We start from the raw sequence: 18540 nt of genomic DNA, 5'->3' as shown, positions 1-18540 counted from the left end.
TTCAAACCTTAAGCTGTTGGCGCGCCTTACGCAGCGTCGCGCGGTTCGCGGGGCTCGCGGCGACGGCGCTCGCCGCCGCGCTCGCGTTCACGCTCGCCATGGTCGCCGCCCGCAGCCTGCTCGGCCGCGCGCTTGTCCTGGGCCATCGGATCATGTTCGAGGATTTCGCCCTTGAAGATCCAGACCTTGATGCCGCAGGCGCCATAGGCGGTGTGCGCGGTCGCCGTGCCGTAATCGACGTCGGCGCGCAGCGTATGCAGCGGCACGCGGCCCTCGCGATACCACTCGAGACGCGCGATTTCCGCGCCGCCGAGACGGCCCGAGCAATTGATGCGGATTCCCTGCGCGCCGAGGCGGATCGCCGACTGAACGGCGCGCTTCATGGCGCGGCGGAACGCCACGCGGCGCTCGAGCTGCTGGGCGATCGAATCGGCGACGAGAGCCGCCTCCGTCTCGGGCTTGCGCACCTCGACGATGTTGATGACCACTTCGCTGCCCGTGAGCTTGCCGACGAGCTTGCGGATCTTGTCGATGTCCGCGCCCTTCTTGCCGATCACAACGCCCGGACGGGCCGAGTGGATGGTGACGCGGCACTTCTTGTGCGGACGCTCGATGATGATCTTCGAGACGGCGGCCTGCTTCAGGAGCTTCATGACCGCTTCACGGATCGCCATGTCCTCGTGAAGGAGCTTCGCATATTCGCCCTTGCTGGCGAACCAGCGCGAATCCCACGTGCGGTTGACGCCCAGTCGCAGCCCGATCGGATTAACCTTCTGACCCATGGTTTTTATCCTTTAGGCGTTCGCTTGCGCTTCGACTTCGCGCACGATGATCGTGAGGTTCGAGAAGGGTTTCTCGACCCGGCTGGCGCGGCCGCGAGCGCGGGCGTGGAAGCGCTTCATGACAAGCGCCTTGCCGACATAGGCCTGGGCGACGACCAGATCGTCGACGTCGAGGCCATGGTTGTTCTCGGCGTTGGCGATGGCGCTTTCCAGCGTCTTCTTCACCTCATACGCGATCCGCTTTCTGGAGAACTCCAGATCGGCGAGCGCGCGGTCGACTTTCTTGCCGCGGATGAGCTGGGCGAGAAGATTGAGCTTCTGCGGCGACACGCGAATCATCCGCGCGACGGCCTTCGCCTCATTGTCCGCAAGCCGGGGCGGATTGGCTTCCTTCGACATTGCGCTTAGCCCCTCTTGGCCTTCTTGTCCGCCGCATGACCGTGGAAGGTGCGCGTCGGAGCGAATTCGCCGAACTTGTGCCCGATCATGTCTTCACTGACGTTGACCGGAATGTGCTTTTGCCCGTTATGCACGCCGAAGGTCAACCCGACGAACTGCGGCAGAATGGTGGAGCGGCGGCTCCAGATCTTGATGACCTCGGAACGGCCGGAGGCGCGCGAGGTTTCCGCCTTCTTCAGCAGATAGCCGTCGACGAACGGGCCTTTCCAAATCGAGCGAGCCATGGATTAGCCCTTCTTCTTGCGATTGTGCCGCGAGGACACAATGAAACGATCGGTGGACTTGTTGCTGCGGGTCTTCTTGCCCTTGGTCGGCTTGCCCCAGGGCGTGACCGGATGACGGCCGCCCGAGGTGCGGCCTTCGCCGCCGCCATGCGGGTGGTCGATCGGGTTCATCGTGACGCCGCGGTTGTGCGGGCGACGGCCGAGCCAGCGCGAACGACCGGCCTTGCCGATCGAGGTGTTCATGTGGTCCGGGTTCGACACCGCTCCGATCGTCGCGAAGCACTGGCCGTGGACCAGGCGCTGCTCGCCGGAGTTCAGACGGATGATCACGTAACCCTGGTCGCGGCCGACGATCTGCGCATAGGTTCCGGCGGAGCGGGCGATCGCGCCGCCCTTGCCGATCTTCATCTCGACATTGTGCACGATCGTTCCGACCGGAATATTGGCGATCGGCATGGCGTTGCCGGGTTTCACGTCGACCTGCTGACCGGCGACCACCTCGTCGCCCACCGCAAGACGCTGCGGCGCGAGGATATACGCGAGCGTGTCGTCCGCATAACGGATCAGCGCGATGAAAGCCGTGCGGTTCGGATCATATTCGATCCGCTCCACCTTGCCGGCGACATCGAGCTTGCGACGCTTGAAGTCGACGAGGCGATAGGCCTGCTTATGGCCGCCGCCGCGGAAACGGACCGTGACGCGGCCCATATTGTTGCGGCCGCCCTTCGAGGTCTTGCCCTCGGTCAGCGTCTTGACCGGCTTGCCCTTGTAGAGGTCGCTTCGGTCCACGATGACGAGCTGGCGAAGGCTCGGCGTGACCGGCTTGAATGTCTTCAGCGCCATTTTTCTGTCCTCACGCCTTCTCTTACAGTCCGGTCGTCACGTCGATCTTGTGACCCTCGGCCAGCGTCACGACGGCCTTCTTGACGTCGCTCTGCTGGCCGCGGACACCGCGGAACGCCTTCACCTTGCCCTTGCGGACAAGCGTGTTGACGGACTCGACCTTCACGTCGAAGAGGCCCTCGACGGCCGCCTTGATCTGCGGCTTGGTCGCGGTCTTCGCAACCTTGAAGACCACCTTGTTGTTCTCCGAGGCGAGCGTCGCCTTCTCGGTGATGACCGGGGCGACGATCACGTCGTAATGGCGCACGTCCTTGCTCATTTCAGGCGCGCCTCCAGCGCGTCCACCGCGGCGCGGGTCAGGACCAGCTTCTCGCGACGGATGATGTCGTAAACATTGACGCCCTCGACCGGCAGCACGTCGATCTGCGGGATGTTGCGGGCGGCGAGCGCGAAATTCGCCTGCGGCGCGCCGCCGACGATGATGATCGCGTTGTTGAGGCCCGACTTGGCGAAGCCGCCGGCGAGAATCTTCGTCTTCGGCTCGGCGAGTTCCGCCTTCTCCCAGACGATGATGCCGCCGTCCTTCGCCTTCGCCGACAGAGCGTGCTTCAGCGCGAGCTGCCGCACCTTCTTCGGCAGGTCGTGCTCATGGCTGCGGACCTGCGGGCCGAAGGCGCGTCCGCCGCCGCGGAACTGCGGTGCGCGGCCGGAGCCGTGACGGGCGCCGCCCGTGCCCTTCTGCTTGTACATCTTCTTGCCGGTGCGGGCGATGTCCGCGCGGTTCTTGACCGCGTGGGTGCCGGCGCGCCGCTTGGCGAGCTGCCAGCGGATCATCCGGAAGATGAGATCGGTGCGCGGCTCGAGGCCGAACACGTCATCGGAAAGTTCGATCGAACCGGCCGCCTGGCCGTCGAACGACGTGACGTCGATCTTCACGGCTCAGTCCTCCTTCTTTTCTTCTTGCGCAAGGGCGGCCTCGGCCTGTCCACTGACGCGGAACTTGCCCGGCTGCGGCGCGTCCTTCGGCAGCGCGCGCTTCACGGCGTCGCGCACGAAAATCCATCCGCCGGCGGTGCCCGGAACGGCGCCTTCAACCAGCACCAGACCGCGTTCGACGTCGGTCTGCACGACGCGCAGATTCTGCGTGGTCACGCGCTCGACGCCCATGTGGCCGGCCATTTTCTTGTTCTTGAAGGTCTTGCCGGGATCCTGACGGCCGCCGGTCGAACCATGCGAACGATGCGAGATCGAGACGCCGTGCGAGGCGCGCAGACCGCCGAAGCCCCAACGCTTCATCGGGCCGGCGAAGCCCTTGCCGGTCGTGGTGCCCGTCACGTCGACGAACTGGCCGACGACGAAGTGATCAGCGGTGATCTCAGCGCCGACCGGCAGCAGCTCTTCCTCGTTCACACGGAACTCGGCGAGCTTCATCTTCGGCTCGACTTTCGCCGCGGCGAAGCGCGTGCGCTCGGCCTTGGACACATTCTTCACCTTGGCGCGGCCGATGCCGAGCTGAACGGCGGTGTAGCCGTTCTTCTCCTTGGTCCGCTGCGCGACGACTTGGCAGCCGTCCAGCTTCAGGACCGTGACCGGCACATGCTCGCCCGCCTCTGTGAAGACGCGGGTCATTCCGACCTTTTGCGCGATGACGCCCGACCGCATGTTCAATTTCCTTCGCGAGGCGGCAGTCTCGTGACGCCGCCCAATCTATCCTTAGAGCTTGATCTCGACGTCGACGCCCGCGGCGAGATCGAGCTTCATCAGCGCGTCCACCGTCTGAGGCGTTGGGTCGACGATGTCGAGCACACGCTTGTGCGTCCTGATCTCGAACTGCTCGCGCGATTTCTTGTCGATATGGGGCGAACGGTTCACCGTGAACTTCTCGATCTTGGTCGGCAGCGGAATCGGACCGCGGACCTGGGCGCCGGTGCGCTTGGCCGTCGAGACGATTTCCTTCGTCGACGTGTCGAGAATCCGGTGATCGAACGCCTTCAGGCGAATCCGGATGTTTTGACCGTTCATTGTTCCGTCCTTTGGGACCGCGAGCGACTCACGCCCGCTTTCATGCGCCGCGCGCCTTTGCGCGCGCGGCCTCGTTCACAAGAGCGAGCCGTAACGACCCGCGGTCCAATTCGCCTTGTTACTCGATGATGCTGGCCACGACGCCGGCGCCGACGGTGCGGCCGCCTTCGCGGATGGCGAAGCGCAGCTTCTCTTCCATCGCGATCGGAACGATCAGCGCGACTTCCATCGTCACATTATCGCCCGGCATGACCATCTCGACGCCCTCGGGAAGCGTCACGATGCCCGTCACGTCCGTCGTGCGGAAGTAGAACTGCGGACGATAGTTCGTGAAGAACGGCGTATGACGGCCGCCCTCTTCCTTCGTAAGGATGTAGGCCTCGGCCTTGAATTTCGTATGCGGCTTGACCGAGCCCGGCTTGCACAGCACCTGGCCGCGCTCAACGTCCTCGCGCTTCGTGCCGCGCAGCAGGCAGCCCACGTTGTCGCCAGCCTCGCCCTGATCGAGCAGCTTGCGGAACATCTCCACGCCCGTGACCGTCGACTTCACCGTCGGACGGATGCCGACGATCTCCACTTCCTCGCCGACCTTGATCACGCCGCGCTCGATGCGGCCCGTCACAACCGTGCCGCGGCCCGATATCGAGAACACGTCCTCGACCGGCATCAGGAACGGCTGATCCTTCGGACGCTCCGGCTGCGGAATGTAGCGATCGACTTCCTGCATCAGCTTCAGGATCGCGTCGTGGCCGATCTCCGGGTTCTTCGACTCCAGAGCGCAAAGCGCCGAGCCCTTCACGATCGGAATGTCGTCGCCGGGGAAGTCATACTTCGACAGAAGCTCGCGGACCTCGAGCTCGACGAGCTCGAGCAGCTCCGGATCGTCGACCATGTCGACCTTGTTCAGGAACACCACAAGCGCCGGAACGCCGACCTGGCGGGCCAGAAGGATGTGCTCGCGCGTCTGCGGCATCGGGCCGTCGGCCGCCGAAACCACGAGGATCGCGCCGTCCATCTGCGCCGCGCCGGTGATCATGTTCTTCACATAGTCGGCGTGTCCGGGGCAGTCGACGTGCGCGTAATGGCGGTTCTGCGTCTCATATTCGACATGCGCCGTCGAAATCGTGATGCCGCGAGCCTTCTCTTCCGGAGCCTTGTCGATCTGGTCGTAGGCCGTAAACGTCGCGCCGCCCGTCTCCGCAAGAACCTTCGTGATCGCCGCCGTCAACGACGTCTTGCCATGGTCGACGTGTCCAATCGTCCCGATGTTGCAGTGCGGCTTCGTGCGCGAGAATTTTTCCTTGGCCATTGCCGTGCTCCTTTAGAGAGTTCCGTTTACCCGTAGCGTTCGCGAGATCAGGCGTATTTGGCCTGAACCTTCTTCGACTCCGCCTCGGGCACCTGTTCGTAGTGATCGAAAAGCATCGTGTAGCTGGCGCGTCCCTGCGTGCCGGAGCGCAGATTGTTGACGTAGCCGAACATGTTGGCGAGCGGCACCATGGCGTTGATCACCACGGCGTTCGCGCGCATGTCCTGACCCTGGATCTGGCCACGACGCGAATTGAGATCGCCGATGACCGTGCCGGTGTATTCCTCCGGCGTCACCACTTCGACCTTCATGATCGGCTCGAGCAGCACGGAGCCGCCCTTCTGCAGCGCCTCGCGGGTCGCGGCGCGAGAGGCGATTTCGAAGGCCAGCACCGACGAGTCGACGTCGTGGAAGGCGCCATCGATCAGCGTCGCCTTCATGTCGACGACCGGGAAGCCCGCGAGAATGCCCGAGGTCATCACGGAGTCGATGCCCTTCTGCACGCCGGGGATATATTCCTTCGGCACCGCGCCGCCGACGATCTGGCTCTCGAACTGATTGCCGGCGCCCGCCTCGTTCGGCTCGAAGACGATCTTGACGCGGGCGAACTGGCCCGTGCCGCCGGTCTGCTTCTTGTGCGTGTAGTCGATCTCGGCGCGCTTGCTGAGGCGCTCGCGATAGGCGACCTGCGGGGCGCCGATGTTCGCGTCGACCTTGTAGGTGCGCTTGAGAATGTCGACCTTGATGTCGAGATGCAGTTCGCCCATGCCCTTGAGGATAGTCTGGCCGCTTTCCTGATCGGTCGAGACGCGGAAGGACGGATCCTCGGCGGCGAGTTTCTGCAGCGCGATGCCGAGCTTCTCCTGATCGGCCTTCGACTTCGGCTCGATGGCGATCTCGATGACCGGCTCCGGGAACTCCATGCGCTCCAGGATGACCGGCTTCTGCATGTCGCAGAGCGTGTCGCCGGTGCGGGTCTCCTTGAGCCCGGCGAGCGCGACGATGTCGCCCGCATAGGCTTCCTTGATGTCCTCGCGATTATTGGCGTGCATCAGCAGCATGCGGCCAATGCGCTCTTTCTTGTCCTTCGTGGAGTTGAGAACGGTCGTGCCCGACTCGATCTTGCCCGAATAGACGCGCGCAAAGGTAATGGTGCCGACGAAGGGGTCGTCCATGATCTTGAAGGCGAGCATGGAGAAGGGCTCGGCGTCGGAGGGGTTGCGAACCATCTCCTCGCCCGAGTCCATGTCGACGCCTTTGATCGCCTCGCGATCGATCGGCGACGGCAGGAAGTCGACGACCGCGTCGAGCAGCGGCTGGACGCCCTTGTTCTTGAAGGCCGAGCCGCAGAAGACCGGATGGAACACGATGCCGCGCACAGCCTTGCGGATGAGGGACTTCAACGTCGCTTCGTCCGGCTCCGCGCCGTCGAGATAGGCGGCCATGGCGTCGTCGTCGAGCTCGACGGCGGCCTCGATGAGCGCCGTGCGATATTCCTTGGCCTTGTCCAGAAGGTCGGCCGGAATCTCTTCGTCGTGATATTTCGCGCCGAGGCCTTCGTCTTCCCAGACGACCGCCTTCATGCGGATGAGGTCGATGACGCCCTTGAAATTGCTCTCGGCGCCGATCGGCAACTGGACGCAGACCGGGCGGCCGCCGACGCGCGTGCTGATGTCGGACACGCAGCGGAAGAAGTCGGCGCCGATCTTGTCCATCTTGTTGACGAAGACGATGCGCGGAACCTTGTATTTGTCGGCCTGGCGCCAGACGGTTTCCGTCTGCGGCTCGACGCCCTGGTTGCCGTCGAGAACGCAAACCGCGCCGTCGAGGACGCGCAGCGAGCGCTCGACTTCAATGGTGAAGTCGACGTGGCCGGGCGTGTCGATGATGTTCAGACGCTTGCCGTTCCAGAAGGTCGTCGTCGCGGCGGAAGTGATCGTGATGCCGCGCTCCTGCTCCTGCTCCATCCAGTCCATCGTCGCGGCGCCTTCGTGCACCTCGCCGATTTTATGGCTCTTGCCGGAGTAATAGAGGATGCGCTCCGTCGTCGTCGTCTTTCCGGCGTCGATATGCGCCATGATGCCGAAGTTGCGGTAGTCCTCGATCGGATGCGAGCGGGCCATTACACTGTCCTCGATGAGATCTTCTGCGACGCCTTACCAGCGATAGTGGGAGAAGGCGCGGTTGGCTTCCGCCATGCGATGGGTGTCTTCGCGCTTCTTCACGGCGGCGCCGCGGTTGTTCGACGCGTCGAGCAGCTCGGCCGACAGACGGTCGACCATGGTCTTGTCGTTGCGGGCCCGCGCGGCCGTGATGATCCAGCGGATCGCCAGGGCCTGACGGCGTTCGTTGCGCACTTCGACCGGCACCTGATAGGTGGCGCCGCCGACGCGACGGGAACGAACCTCGATCGCCGGCGCGACATTGTCGAGCGCCTGCCTGAAGACCGCGAGCGGGTCGCTCTTGGCCTTCGCCTCGACCTGGTCCAGCGCGCCATAGACGATCTGTTCGGCGGTCGACTTCTTGCCGTCGTACATGATCGAGTTCATGAATTTCGCGAGAACGATGTCGCCATACTTGGCGTCCTCGATGACTTCGCGCTTTTCCGCCCGGTGACGTCTCGACATCGGAAGGTCTCCTTACTTCGGACGCTTCGCGCCGTATTTCGAACGGCGTTGCTTGCGGTCCTTGACGCCCTGCGTGTCGAGCACGCCGCGCAGAATGTGATAGCGAACGCCCGGAAGATCCTTCACGCGGCCGCCGCGGATCATGACCACGGAGTGCTCCTGAAGGTTATGGCCCTCGCCGGGGATGTAGCCGATGACCTCGAAGCCGTTCGTCAGACGCACCTTAGCGACCTTACGAAGCGCGGAGTTTGGCTTCTTCGGGGTCGTCGTATAGACGCGCGTGCACACGCCGCGCTTCTGAGGGCACGCGCCGAGATGGCGGGCCTTCTCGCGGTAGGTCTTCGGGTGCCGCGGCTTGCGGATCAACTGGCTGATCGTCGGCATTAACAAGTGTCCTTCGCTTCGAGCGAATGGCGGATTTCGTGGATGACCCGGCTGCGCGTCCGTGTGGAGGCGCAAACGAGCGAAGCGCCGATGGCCGCGAAGCCAAGGCGCTCCTGACGCAGAGGACCCCGGCGAACCGGGATCGTGCCTTCCTGTCCGACGCCGCTAGGCGACGGGATGATTACCAAACCGGTTTTTCAGCCGGCGTAACTTGGCGGTCACAGGCAAGGCGACAGCGTTTAAGTTCGAAAGGTCGCGAACGAGGCGCTCGCCGACGGCGTGAACTTACGGCCTGTCGAAAGTGGGCGGAACCTAATCGCGAGGCGCCGCGACGTCAAGCGGAGATTCGATCGTCACGAAACAATTTCTTTCCAATTGTTCCATCGTCGGGAGAACGCGCGACGGAAGGCCGCACGACAAAGACGTTCGCGGCCTTTCTCTCCCGCGACGGACAAGGCTAGAATAGCGCAGCTGACGACGACCTCCGGCCGCCGTCGCAAACAAGCCACAACATGAAGAAGGTTCTGGAGACAACTAAATGAGCCACGTCGCGCATGAGCTGCATGAAGAATTTCCGGAGAAGGCCCAGGCGATCCATACGCTGAAGACCAGCAATGCGCATTTCGCCCGCATCGCCGAGGAATATCATACGCTCAACCGCTCCATTCATCGCATGGAGACCAATGTAGAGCCGGCCGACGACGCCACGATCGAGGATCTCAAGAAGAAGCGCCTGTCGCTGAAAGACGAGATCGCGACCTTCCTCGCGACCGCCTAGGCTTCCTCGGCGAGGCGGGCGAGCTCCGACAGGGCCTCGCGCGCCTCCTGCGGCGTGGAAACCGCCCGCGGAAACGTCAGCCGCGCCGTTTCATCGCCGCTGACGAGATCAAGGCCGTCGGGGTCGATTCCGCTGGCGCGCCAGTTTCCGGGGTTCGCCCGGTCGAGCTTCTCCGCGCACAACGCCAGCGTGCCGGCCTGGTCCGCGTTCATCTCATCGACAAGTCGCGCCTCCCCGTCGATCAGCGCCTGCGCGCCGCTGACGTCGGAAAGAATATGCTCGGGGCCGAAACTTGCTGCGCGGGCGAATCCGCCGTTGAGGTGAACGGCGTCGATCTCGGCCCGCCAGAAACCGAAATCCGCGAAGTCGGCGTAGAGGCTGGCCTTCGGATTCCGGCGCAGGAACCGGCCGCGGACGAGCGGGTCCTTCGTGGGCGCGGCGGTCGCGTTGAGCGTAAGGCGCGGATGGGCCATCGGATCGCCGCGACCACCCTGCGCCAGCAGCAGCGAACAGCGCCCGTCGCGTTCGAGATAGCCCGTGTGACGCGCAAGCTTCGAGAGCAGCAGAATCGGCGCTCCGTCGTAGTCGGTCGCGATGGTCGTGAGCGTCGCGAAAGGCGCGCCGGCGTCCGTCAGCGTCGCGAGCGTGGCGACGCGGATGGCGCGCAACAGACGCCGGGATTCGGCGGCCGGATCGAAGTCGGGATCCTGCCGGGGATCCCTCGGGATCGGCGCGAGGCCTGCGCCCCGATTGCCTATCGTCATGATTTCGCCTGTTTTTTCTTGCCAGAACGTGAGCAGGGTGCGTTATGAGATAAAAGAGTATATAAGTAAAACAGGAAGTCGGCGCAGCCGCCGCAACTTCCTTTGTGCGTCGCCGACGGTTGCAGTTTCAATCGTCTGCCACATTTCGGCCGCGATAGGCCCGGACTTTGTCGACGCCGAGAGCCGCCCGCGGGTCGCCGGGCGAGAGACTCGACCGGCGTAGCGCCGCCCCTGGCGTAGGACCGGGTGTTTCAGCCGGCGCTGGAAAGCGCCCCGACGCGCTACATGACGCAGCCTGTCGCCGCCAACAACAAAGGGTGATCATGCCGACCATCGCTCTCGTCGACGACGATCGCAACATCCTGACCTCAGTGTCCATCGCGCTCGAGGGAGAGGGGTATCGCGTTCAAACCTACACCGACGGCGCCCAGGCGCTGGACGGCCTGCGCGCCAATCCGCCCGACCTCGCGATCTTCGACATCAAGATGCCGCGCATGGACGGAATGGAGCTCCTGCGCCGCCTGCGCCAGAAATCCGACATTCCGGTGATTTTCCTCACCTCCAAGGACGAGGAGATCGACGAATTGTTCGGGCTCAAGATGGGCGCGGACGATTTCATCCATAAGCCCTTCTCGCAGCGGCTCCTCGTCGAGCGCGTGAAGGCGATCCTGCGCCGCGCCAATCCCAAGGAAGCCGCCGCGCAGAAAGAGACCGAAGCGAAGGTGCTGGAGCGCGGGCTGCTGGTGATGGACCCCGAGCGCCACACCTGCACCTGGCGCGGCGATCCCGTCGTGCTGACCGTCACGGAATTCCTGATCCTGCAGTCGCTGGCGCAGCGGCCGGGCGTGGTGAAGAGCCGCAACGCCCTGATGGACGCGGCCTATGACGATCAGGTCTATGTCGACGACCGCACCATCGACAGCCACATCAAGCGGCTGCGCAAGAAGTTCAAGGTTGTCGATCCCGATTTCGAGATGATTGAAACGCTTTACGGCGTCGGATACCGCTTCAAGGAAATGTAGCGCCGGCCCATGTCACCATCGTCCCCGCGAGGGGTAACGCGAGCTATGAGCGCATCCGACGGCAGCGGCGACCTCGCCGACGTGGAGAAACGCCCGGACGAGGCTCGGGCGCGAGAAAGCGGTCCCGCCCAAAGCGAACGCGTCGCCCAACCGCGTCCGGCGCGGACGGGGCGCGCGCTCTCCCTGCGGCTGAAGCGCCTGTCGCGCCTCGTTCAATCGCACCTGTCCTCCTCGCTCACGCGGCGCATCGTCGTGCTCAATCTCGGCGGGCTCGTCGCGCTGCTGGGCGGGTTTCTCTATCTCAACCAGTTCCGCGAGGGCCTGATCGACGCCCGCGTGCAGAGCCTGCAGACGCAGGGCGAGATCATCGCGGCCGCCATCGCCGCGTCCGCGACGGTCGACACCGACGCCATCACCATCGACCCCGAGAAGCTCCTGAAGCTCGCGCCGGGCGAAAGCGCCAGCGCGAGCGAGGGCCAGCCGTCGCTCGAATTTTCGCTCAATCCCGAGCGCGTCGGCCCTCTGCTGCGCCGTCTCGTCTCGCCGACGCGGCTGCGCGCGCGCATTTATGACCGCGACGGCTACCTGCTGCTCGATTCGCGCTCCGTCACGGGTCGCTCGAACATCCTACGCTTCGAGCTGCCGCCGTCGGGCGGACAGCCGACGACGCTCGACGCCTCGTCCTTCCTTCAGCGCTCGCTCGATTTCCTGCGCCGGCTCGTTCGCCGTCCGGAACTGCCGCTCTACGAAGACATCGGCATGGGCAACGGCAAGACCTATCCCGAAGTCGGCAGCGCGCTCGAGGGCCACGCCCATTCGGTGGTTCGCGCGAATGAAAAGGGCGAGACCATCATCTCCGTGGCCGTGCCCGTGCAGCGCTTCCGCTCCGTGCGCGGCGCGCTGCTGCTCTCGACGATGGGCGGCGACATCGACGCGATCATCGCCACCGAGCGCTGGGGCATCATCCGCATCTTTCTCGTTTCCGCCGGCGTGATGCTGCTGCTGTCGCTCTTCTTCACCAACACCATCACCGAGCCGATGCGCCGCCTCGCCGAGGCGGCCGAGCGCGTGCGCCGCGGCGCCAAGTCGCGTCAGGAAATTCCCGATTTCTCCGACCGTCAGGACGAAATCGGCCATCTCTCCGGCGCGTTGCGCGACATGACGACCGCGCTTTACAACCGCATCGAGGCGATCGAGCACTTCGCCGCCGACGTCGCCCATGAGCTCAAGAATCCGCTGACGTCGCTGCGCAGCGCGGTCGAGACATTGCCTATTGCGAAGACCGACTCCGCGCGCGACCGCCTGCTCGCCATCATCAAGCACGACGTCGGCCGGCTCGACCGCCTGATCAGCGATATTTCCGACGCCTCGCGTCTCGACGCCGAGCTCGCCCGCGCCGACATGGATCACGTCGATCTCTCCGCCGCTCTGCTCACCGTCGTCGACGTCGCCCGCGCCGTCGATCGCGGCGACGGGGTGAAAATCGAATTGACGATGCGTCCCTCGCCGGCGGAACCCCCGCGCAGGCGATGGCGCGTGCTCGGCCATGATTCGCGGCTCGGCCAGGTCTTCAACAATCTCATCGACAACGCCCGCTCCTTCTCCACGCCCGGCGGCAGCGTGCGCGTGCTGCTGTGGCCGGAACGCGCCAAGGGCCCCGGCGGCGTCCAGCTCGAGGGCTATGAGATCATCGTCGACGACGACGGGCCGGGGATTCCCGAAGGCGCTTTCGAGCGCGTCTTCGAGCGTTTCTACACCGACCGCCCGGAGGCGGGCTTCGGGCAGAACTCCGGCCTCGGCCTCTCCATCTCGCGCCAGATCATCGAGGCGCATGGCGGGCGCATCCGCGCGCTCAACCGCACGCGCCGGCATCCGCAGGGCACGGACGAGCCGGAACCCAACGACGTCGTGCTCGGCGCGCGATTCGTAGTCTGGCTGCCGGCGGCGCGATGAGCGGCGCGCCGGCGAGCGTCCACATCCACGCCAACGCCCTTGTCATCGGAGAGCGCGGACTGTTGGCGCGCGGCCCCTCCGGCGCGGGGAAAAGCGCGCTCACCCTCGCGCTGATCGCGCAGGCGCAGGCGCGCGGCGATTTCGCCCGTCTCGTCGGCGACGACCGCGTTGCAATCGAGGCGCTGGGGGGACGATTGATCGCCCGGCCGCATCCCGCAATTCGCGGATTGATCGAGGCGCGCGGCGAAGGGCTGCTCGAGATCCCGCATGAGCCCGCTTGCGTCATTCATGCGGTCGTTGACCTCTGCGAGGCCGAAAGGCCGCCGGAACGCTATCCGGAGGAGGACGAGAAATGCGCGAAACTGCTCGGCCTTACCCTGCCGCGACGGCGCCTCGCGGGCGGCGGCGACGCCGCAGTCGCACAGATTTTCAATTTTATTCAATCAGTTACGATAAAATAATACGCCAATGTTCTTTTTACTTGCGAATTTCGCCGCGTTGCACAAAATGTCGCCCCTGTCCGGCGCCTGGCGAAATGAGAAGTGGCGCGACGGTTTTGCTTGTATATGCTGCCGCGGGCGACGAACCGCCGCCGCGGGCATAAGATATCATCCGTCACCAAGGCATCTGCGCAGCTCGAGACGTCTTCATGAGTGGTAGGGTCGAATGATCGGAATGGTCCTGGTGACCCATGGCCACCTCGCCACGGAGTTTCGCGCCGCGCTCGAACATGTCGTGGGCCCCCAGGAGCAGCTCGTCGCGATCTCCATCGGCCCCGAGGACGACATGGAGCGCCGCCGGCGCGACATCATCGAGGCCATTCGCGAATCCGACAGCGGCGACGGCGTGGTGCTGCTGACCGACATGTTCGGCGGGACCCCGTCGAATCTCGCGATCTCGGTCATGAACGGCGGCAAGGTGGAAGTGCTCGCCGGGGTGAACCTGCCGATGCTCATCAAGCTCGCCTCGGTGCGCGACACGGCTCCGCTGGAGCAGGCCGTTCTGGCGGCGCAGGACGCCGGCCGCAAATATGTTTATATCGCCAGCAAGGTTCTCAATTCGAAATGACGGATCTCATGCCCGACACGCAGGAGCCGGCTGCGCAAAGCGCCCTGTCTCGCGATCTTCCGATCATCAACAAGAAGGGCCTGCACGCCCGCGCAACGGCCAAATTCGTGCAGTGTTGCGAAAAATTCGACGCGGAGATCACCGTCTCCAAGGAAGGCGAGACGGTCGGCGGCAGCTCGATCATGGGCATTCTGACGCTTGGCGCCGGCAAGGGCTCGACGATCACCGTGACCGCCGCCGGCCCGCAGGCGAAGGAAGCGCTCGACGCGCTGGAGGCGCTCGTCGCCAACCGCTTCGGCGAGGAAGAATAGATCAGGGCAGCATTCCGCCCGCGGCGGACGCCGGCTCCAGCCGGTCGGGCCGCCAGGCGGCGAGAAAGGCGAGAAACTCCTGGCGCGGCAGCGGCCGGCTGATGAGATAGCCCTGCGCCTCGCTGCAGCCCACATTTCGCAGCCATTGCAATTGCGCGAGCGTTTCGACGCCTTCGGCGACGATCCTCATGTCGAGGTCCGCGGCCATGCGCGTCACGCCCGTGACGATGGCCGCGCAATCCTTTTTCGTGAGCACGTCGCCCACGAAGCTGCGGTCGATCTTGACCCTGTGCAGCGGCAGTTTGCGCAGATAGTTGAGCGACGAATAGCCGGCCCCGAAATCGTCGAGCGAGATGCTCAGCCCGGCGCCCGACAATTTCCTGATCGCGGCGTCCGAAACCTCGTCATCGGCGAGTAGCGCCGTCTCCGTGATTTCAATCTCGATTCTGCTCGGCTCCGCCTGCGTGCGCGTCAGAGCCTCGAACACGCAATCGGGAAACTCCTGCCGGCGCAGCTGCAAAGGGGAAATATTGATCGCCACGCGAAAATCGGGCGGGAAATGCGCCGCCGCGGCGCAGGCTTCCTCTATGACCCATAGCCCGATCTCGTCGATGAACCCGGTCTTTTCCGCGAGCGGAATGAACAGGGACGGCGCGACCTGTCCCCGCGTCGGGTGGTTCCAGCGCAGCAAGGCCTCGCATCCGACGATCCTGCCTGTCGCGACATTGATGATCGGCTGAAAGACCAGCGCAAGCTGCCGCAGGCTGATTGTGCGCCGCAGATCGAGCTCCAGCGCGCGGGATTCGCGCGATTCCATGTCGTGGTTCGATTCGAACAGCCGCCAGCAGCCGCCGCGCTGCTTCGCCTGATAGAGCGCGATGTCGGCGCTTTTGACCAGTTCGCGCTGATCGGCGCCGTTGATCGGCGCAAGCGCGCCGCCGACGCTCGCCGCCCCGTAGATCTCACGGCCCTCGATGAGGAATGACTCGTCGAAACAGAGAATTATCCGCTCCGCCAGGGCGACGGCGTTTTCCCGACCGTCGACGCCATTTGCGATTATGGCGAATTCGTCGCCGCCGAGACGCGCGACGACGTCATAGCCCCGCAGGCAGGCGCGCATGCGCTCCGCCGCCGCGACCAGCAGCTCGTCGCCCGCCGGATGGCCGAGCCGGTCGTTGATCGTCTTGAAATTGTCGAGGTCGACGCAAAGCAGCAGGAATCCCGCCCCGGTGCGCGACATGCGCGCGAATTCGCGTTCGATGGCGTCGGTGAAGCCCAGGCGGTTCGGAAGGCCGGTCAGAGCGTCCGTCCTGGCCTGCTGCTCGGCGTCCATATGCGTCAGCACGCGCTTCCTTAGGTTTTCCGCGTCGACGAAGACCGTGCGCAGCAGGACGGCCACGTAGATCGCCAGCACGATGGCGATGCGCATGTGGTCGGGATCGCCGCCGCGCAGAAACGTCGCCTCGGAAGCAATCACGATCGGGCTTATGAAGGCCAGCGCCGCGAGCGGAGCGGTCGCAAGGGCGAAGGCGCCGCCGAAAAGCATCCCGGCGGTGAGCGAGACGACCATGAGCCGGCCGCCGCTGTCCGCGTCGATGAAAAACAGAGCGGGGACAGCCGCCCAGAGCGCGCCCAGAAGGAGCGCGTTGAAGACGGCGCGCCGCGAGACGCGGGACAGCCTCGAGGTCGTCAGACGCTTGCGGGCGCGCCGCCGCGCGCGCAGGTAAATGTAGCCGACGACGGCGATCAGCGCGCTCGCCCAGAGCGTCGCCGCGCCCGCCATCGGCGTGTCCCAGAGCGCGGCGAGCAGCACCAGCGCGTTGCAGAGATTCGCCGCCATCATTCCGGGGGTGTTTCGCCACACTGCCGCGAGTTGCTCCTCCTGCAATCGCTCGGCGGCGTGCGGGTCGGCCGGAGCCGCGAACAGGCTGCGCATCCGCTCCAGAAATGACCTGCCATACGTCACCGGGGATCCCACCATTCTAGCGGCCTCTCGACGCTTCCCGCGCGGGGCGACGGTATCCGGTCAAGCCTGCGCGGGGCTGTCGTCGCCGATGGCCCGCAAGCGGCGTCCGGGCCTTGCGCGGGGGCGTTCGCCCCTGTAGAGCGCCTGACGGGGCATATTGCGGGCTTTTCGATGTCGGTTCTTTCCATCTACGCCCGCGTCCTCGGCCTGTTGCGGCCGCAGGCGCGGCTTGTGATGATCCTCGTGGTCGCCAATCTGGCGCTCGCCGTCGCGCAATTCGCCGAGCCGCTGCTCTTCGGCCGCATCATCGACCGCATGACCCGCGCGCAGGCGCCGGGCGAGACGCTGACCTGGGGCGACCTTCTGCCGCTCGTCGCCGCCTGGGCCGCTTTCGGCATCTTCTCCATCGGCGGCGCGATCCTCGTCGGCCTCAACGCCGACCGGCTCGCGCATCGGCGCCGGCTCGCGGTGATGTCGGATTATTTCGACCATGTGCTGAATCTGCCGCTGACCTTCCACACCAATGTGCATTCGGGCCGGCTGCTGAAGACGATGCTCGACGGCGGCGCCGCAATGTTCGGCCTCTGGCTGTCCTTCTTCCGCGAGAACTGCGCCTCCTTCGTCGCGCTTTTCATCCTTTTGCCGGCGACGCTGCTGGTGAACTGGCGCCTCGGCGCGCTGCTGATGGTTCTCGTCGCCGTCTTCTATTTCGCGACGAGCTTCGTGCTCAGGCGCACCGAGCATCTGCAGGGGCTGGTCGAGCGCTACAACTCCTCGCTGGCCGAACACGCCTCCGACACGCTCGGCAATATTCCGGTCGTGCAGAGCTTCACGCGGATCGAAAGCGAGTCGCAGGCGCTCAACCGCATCATCGACGACGTGCTCGCGGCGCAGATTCCCGTGTTGTCGTGGTGGGCGCTGGTCGTGGTCGCGAGCCGCGCCTCGGCGACGCTGACCATTCTCGCGATCTTCCTGCTCGGAACCTATCTGCACCTGCACGGCCTCGCCACGATCGGCGAGATCGTCACCTTCATGAATTTCGCGACCATGCTCATCGGCCGTCTCGAGCAGGTCGTGGGCTTCGTCAATGTGCTGTTCCAGCAGTCGGCGAAGATCAAGGACTTCTTCGACGTGCTCGACACCAAGCCCGCCGTCGCCGATCGGCCCGGCGCGCGGGACGCCGGCAGGCTCAAGGGCGCCGTCTCCTTCGAGAACGTCGCCTTCTCCTATGACGGGCGCCGGCAGGCGGTGCGCAATGTGAGCTTCTCGGCCAAGCCCGGCCAGACCATCGCGCTCGTCGGCTCCACGGGCTCCGGCAAATCGACGACGCTCGGCCTGCTTCACCGCGTCTTCGATCCCGACGAGGGCGCGGTGAAGATCGACGGCGTCGACATCCGCGACTTCACGCTCGTCTCGCTTCGGCGCAACATCGGCGTGGTGTTTCAGGAGCCCATGCTCTTCGCCCGCACGATCGAGGAAAACCTGCGCATCGGCAATCCGGACGCGACGGATGAGGAAGTCGCCCGCGCGCTGCAACTGGCGCAGGCGACGGAATTCGTCTCGCGCCAGAGCGACGGACGCGAGACGCGCGTGGGCGAGCGCGGCCGATCGCTCTCGGGCGGCGAGCGCCAGCGCCTCTCCATCGCCCGCGCGCTGCTGAAGGACCCGCCGATCATGGTCTTCGACGAGGCGACCTCGGCGCTCGACGCCACGACCGAGCGGCTGATCCAGAAGGCGCTGGAGGCGGCGACCAAGGGACGCACGACCTTCGTCATCGCCCATCGTCTCGCGACGGTGCGCAATGCGGACGTGATCCTCGTCTTCGATCAGGGCGAGATCGTCGAGAGCGGCTCCTTCGAGACGCTCGTCGAAAAGGGCGGGCGCTTCGCGACGCTGGCGGCGGCGCAATTCATGACCGAGCCCACGACGCCGACGACGCCGCTCGACGGCGTGCATGAGGCGACGGCCCCGCAGGTGCGGGCGGGGTGAGACGCGCGCGTCGATCCGGCTTCGCATAGTTTCATGTTG

21 protein-coding genes are annotated in these 18540 nt (G+C 65.1%); 7 read left to right on the top strand and 14 right to left on the bottom strand.

Going from position 1 to position 18540, the window contains the following annotated elements; genetic code table 11:
- Positions 1-26: 26 nt before the first annotated feature.
- The 12 genes from rpsC to rpsL form a co-directional block, all read right to left on the bottom strand.
- Positions 27-782 (bottom strand): 30S ribosomal protein S3, encoded by a 756-nt coding sequence (gene rpsC, locus MET49242_RS17970; protein ID WP_036285013.1) that lies wholly within the window; start codon positions 780-782, stop codon positions 27-29.
- A gap of 12 nt (positions 783-794) precedes the next feature.
- A complete protein-coding gene (gene rplV, locus MET49242_RS17965; protein WP_036285011.1) occupies positions 795-1181 on the bottom strand; it encodes a 50S ribosomal protein L22 in 387 nt (128 codons plus the stop codon).
- Between the two features lie 5 nt (positions 1182-1186).
- Positions 1187-1465, bottom strand: a complete 279-nt coding sequence (gene rpsS / locus MET49242_RS17960) for a 30S ribosomal protein S19 (RefSeq protein ID WP_016917716.1) — start codon at positions 1463-1465, stop codon at positions 1187-1189.
- Between the two features lie 3 nt (positions 1466-1468).
- On the bottom strand, positions 1469-2308 hold the full coding sequence (rplB, locus tag MET49242_RS17955) for a 50S ribosomal protein L2 (RefSeq protein ID WP_036285008.1): 840 nt from the start codon (positions 2306-2308) through the stop codon (positions 1469-1471).
- Between the two features lie 22 nt (positions 2309-2330).
- Positions 2331-2627, bottom strand: coding sequence for a 50S ribosomal protein L23 (locus MET49242_RS17950; RefSeq protein ID WP_036285005.1), 297 nt, complete (start codon positions 2625-2627; stop codon positions 2331-2333).
- Positions 2624-3244 (bottom strand): 50S ribosomal protein L4, encoded by a 621-nt coding sequence (gene rplD / locus MET49242_RS17945; RefSeq protein WP_036285001.1) that lies wholly within the window; start codon positions 3242-3244, stop codon positions 2624-2626. Before rplD ends, MET49242_RS17950 begins: the two co-directional genes overlap by 4 nt.
- A gap of 3 nt (positions 3245-3247) precedes the next feature.
- Entirely contained in the window at positions 3248-3970 is a 723-nt protein-coding gene (gene rplC, locus MET49242_RS17940; RefSeq protein WP_036284997.1) for a 50S ribosomal protein L3, read from the bottom strand.
- 51 nt (positions 3971-4021) lie between these two features.
- The gene (rpsJ, locus tag MET49242_RS17935) at positions 4022-4330 is read right to left on the bottom strand and encodes a 30S ribosomal protein S10 (protein WP_003613511.1); all 309 of its coding nucleotides are present in this window, start codon (positions 4328-4330) and stop codon (positions 4022-4024) included.
- 118 nt (positions 4331-4448) lie between these two features.
- Positions 4449-5639, bottom strand: a complete 1191-nt coding sequence (gene tuf / locus MET49242_RS17930; protein ID WP_036281236.1) for an elongation factor Tu — start codon at positions 5637-5639, stop codon at positions 4449-4451.
- A gap of 47 nt (positions 5640-5686) precedes the next feature.
- On the bottom strand, positions 5687-7762 hold the full coding sequence (gene fusA / locus MET49242_RS17925) for an elongation factor G (RefSeq protein ID WP_036284992.1): 2076 nt from the start codon (positions 7760-7762) through the stop codon (positions 5687-5689).
- Between the two features lie 33 nt (positions 7763-7795).
- Positions 7796-8266 (bottom strand): 30S ribosomal protein S7, encoded by a 471-nt coding sequence (rpsG, locus tag MET49242_RS17920; RefSeq protein ID WP_036284989.1) that lies wholly within the window; start codon positions 8264-8266, stop codon positions 7796-7798.
- A gap of 12 nt (positions 8267-8278) precedes the next feature.
- Positions 8279-8650 carry a 30S ribosomal protein S12 gene (rpsL, locus tag MET49242_RS17915; protein ID WP_026015930.1) on the bottom strand — a complete coding sequence of 124 codons (372 nt, stop codon included), beginning with the start codon at positions 8648-8650 and terminating at the stop codon, positions 8279-8281.
- 538 nt (positions 8651-9188) lie between these two features.
- Between rpsL and MET49242_RS17905 the strand changes: the two genes are divergently transcribed.
- Positions 9189-9428 carry a YdcH family protein gene (locus tag MET49242_RS17905; protein WP_036284984.1) on the top strand — a complete coding sequence of 80 codons (240 nt, stop codon included), beginning with the start codon at positions 9189-9191 and terminating at the stop codon, positions 9426-9428.
- On the opposite strand, the gene MET49242_RS17900 is transcribed toward MET49242_RS17905, so the two are convergent.
- Positions 9425-10192 (bottom strand): HugZ family protein, encoded by a 768-nt coding sequence (locus tag MET49242_RS17900; RefSeq protein ID WP_051134295.1) that lies wholly within the window; start codon positions 10190-10192, stop codon positions 9425-9427. The two genes, MET49242_RS17905 and MET49242_RS17900, sit on opposite strands and share 4 nt — an antisense overlap.
- 323 nt (positions 10193-10515) lie before the next feature.
- On the opposite strand from MET49242_RS17900, the gene MET49242_RS17895 reads away from it, so the two are divergent.
- The 5 genes from MET49242_RS17895 to MET49242_RS17875 all read left to right on the top strand — a co-directional run bounded on the left by MET49242_RS17895 (position 10516) and on the right by MET49242_RS17875 (position 14546).
- Positions 10516-11214, top strand: a complete 699-nt coding sequence (locus tag MET49242_RS17895; RefSeq protein ID WP_036284982.1) for a response regulator transcription factor — start codon at positions 10516-10518, stop codon at positions 11212-11214.
- Between the two features lie 45 nt (positions 11215-11259).
- A complete protein-coding gene (locus MET49242_RS17890) occupies positions 11260-13167 on the top strand; it encodes a stimulus-sensing domain-containing protein (protein ID WP_036284981.1) in 1908 nt (635 codons plus the stop codon).
- Positions 13164-13628 carry an HPr kinase/phosphorylase gene (locus MET49242_RS17885; protein WP_036284978.1) on the top strand — a complete coding sequence of 155 codons (465 nt, stop codon included), beginning with the start codon at positions 13164-13166 and terminating at the stop codon, positions 13626-13628. Before MET49242_RS17890 ends, MET49242_RS17885 begins: the two co-directional genes overlap by 4 nt.
- A gap of 205 nt (positions 13629-13833) precedes the next feature.
- Positions 13834-14235, top strand: coding sequence for a PTS sugar transporter subunit IIA (locus MET49242_RS17880; RefSeq protein ID WP_036284976.1), 402 nt, complete (start codon positions 13834-13836; stop codon positions 14233-14235).
- The gene (locus tag MET49242_RS17875; protein ID WP_036284973.1) at positions 14232-14546 is read left to right on the top strand and encodes an HPr family phosphocarrier protein; all 315 of its coding nucleotides are present in this window, start codon (positions 14232-14234) and stop codon (positions 14544-14546) included. The genes MET49242_RS17880 and MET49242_RS17875 overlap by 4 nt, the downstream gene beginning before the upstream one ends.
- A gap of 1 nt (position 14547) precedes the next feature.
- Here the strand turns inward: MET49242_RS17875 and MET49242_RS17870 are convergent, their stop codons facing one another.
- Positions 14548-16482, bottom strand: coding sequence for a bifunctional diguanylate cyclase/phosphodiesterase (locus MET49242_RS17870; protein WP_051134294.1), 1935 nt, complete (start codon positions 16480-16482; stop codon positions 14548-14550).
- A 201-nt stretch (positions 16483-16683) separates the two neighbouring features.
- Here MET49242_RS17870 and MET49242_RS17865 point away from each other — a divergent pair, with 201 nt between their 5' ends.
- The gene (locus MET49242_RS17865; RefSeq protein ID WP_036284970.1) at positions 16684-18501 is read left to right on the top strand and encodes a glucan ABC transporter ATP-binding protein/ permease; all 1818 of its coding nucleotides are present in this window, start codon (positions 16684-16686) and stop codon (positions 18499-18501) included.
- Positions 18502-18540 lie beyond the last annotated feature (39 nt).

Origin of the sequence: Methylocystis sp. ATCC 49242 (assembly GCF_000188155.2) — a bacterium.
In the GTDB taxonomy this organism is placed as follows: Bacteria; Pseudomonadota; Alphaproteobacteria; order Rhizobiales; family Beijerinckiaceae; genus Methylocystis.
The sequence above is the reverse complement of the archived record's forward strand: the minus strand, read 5'-3'. Positions and strand labels throughout refer to the sequence as shown.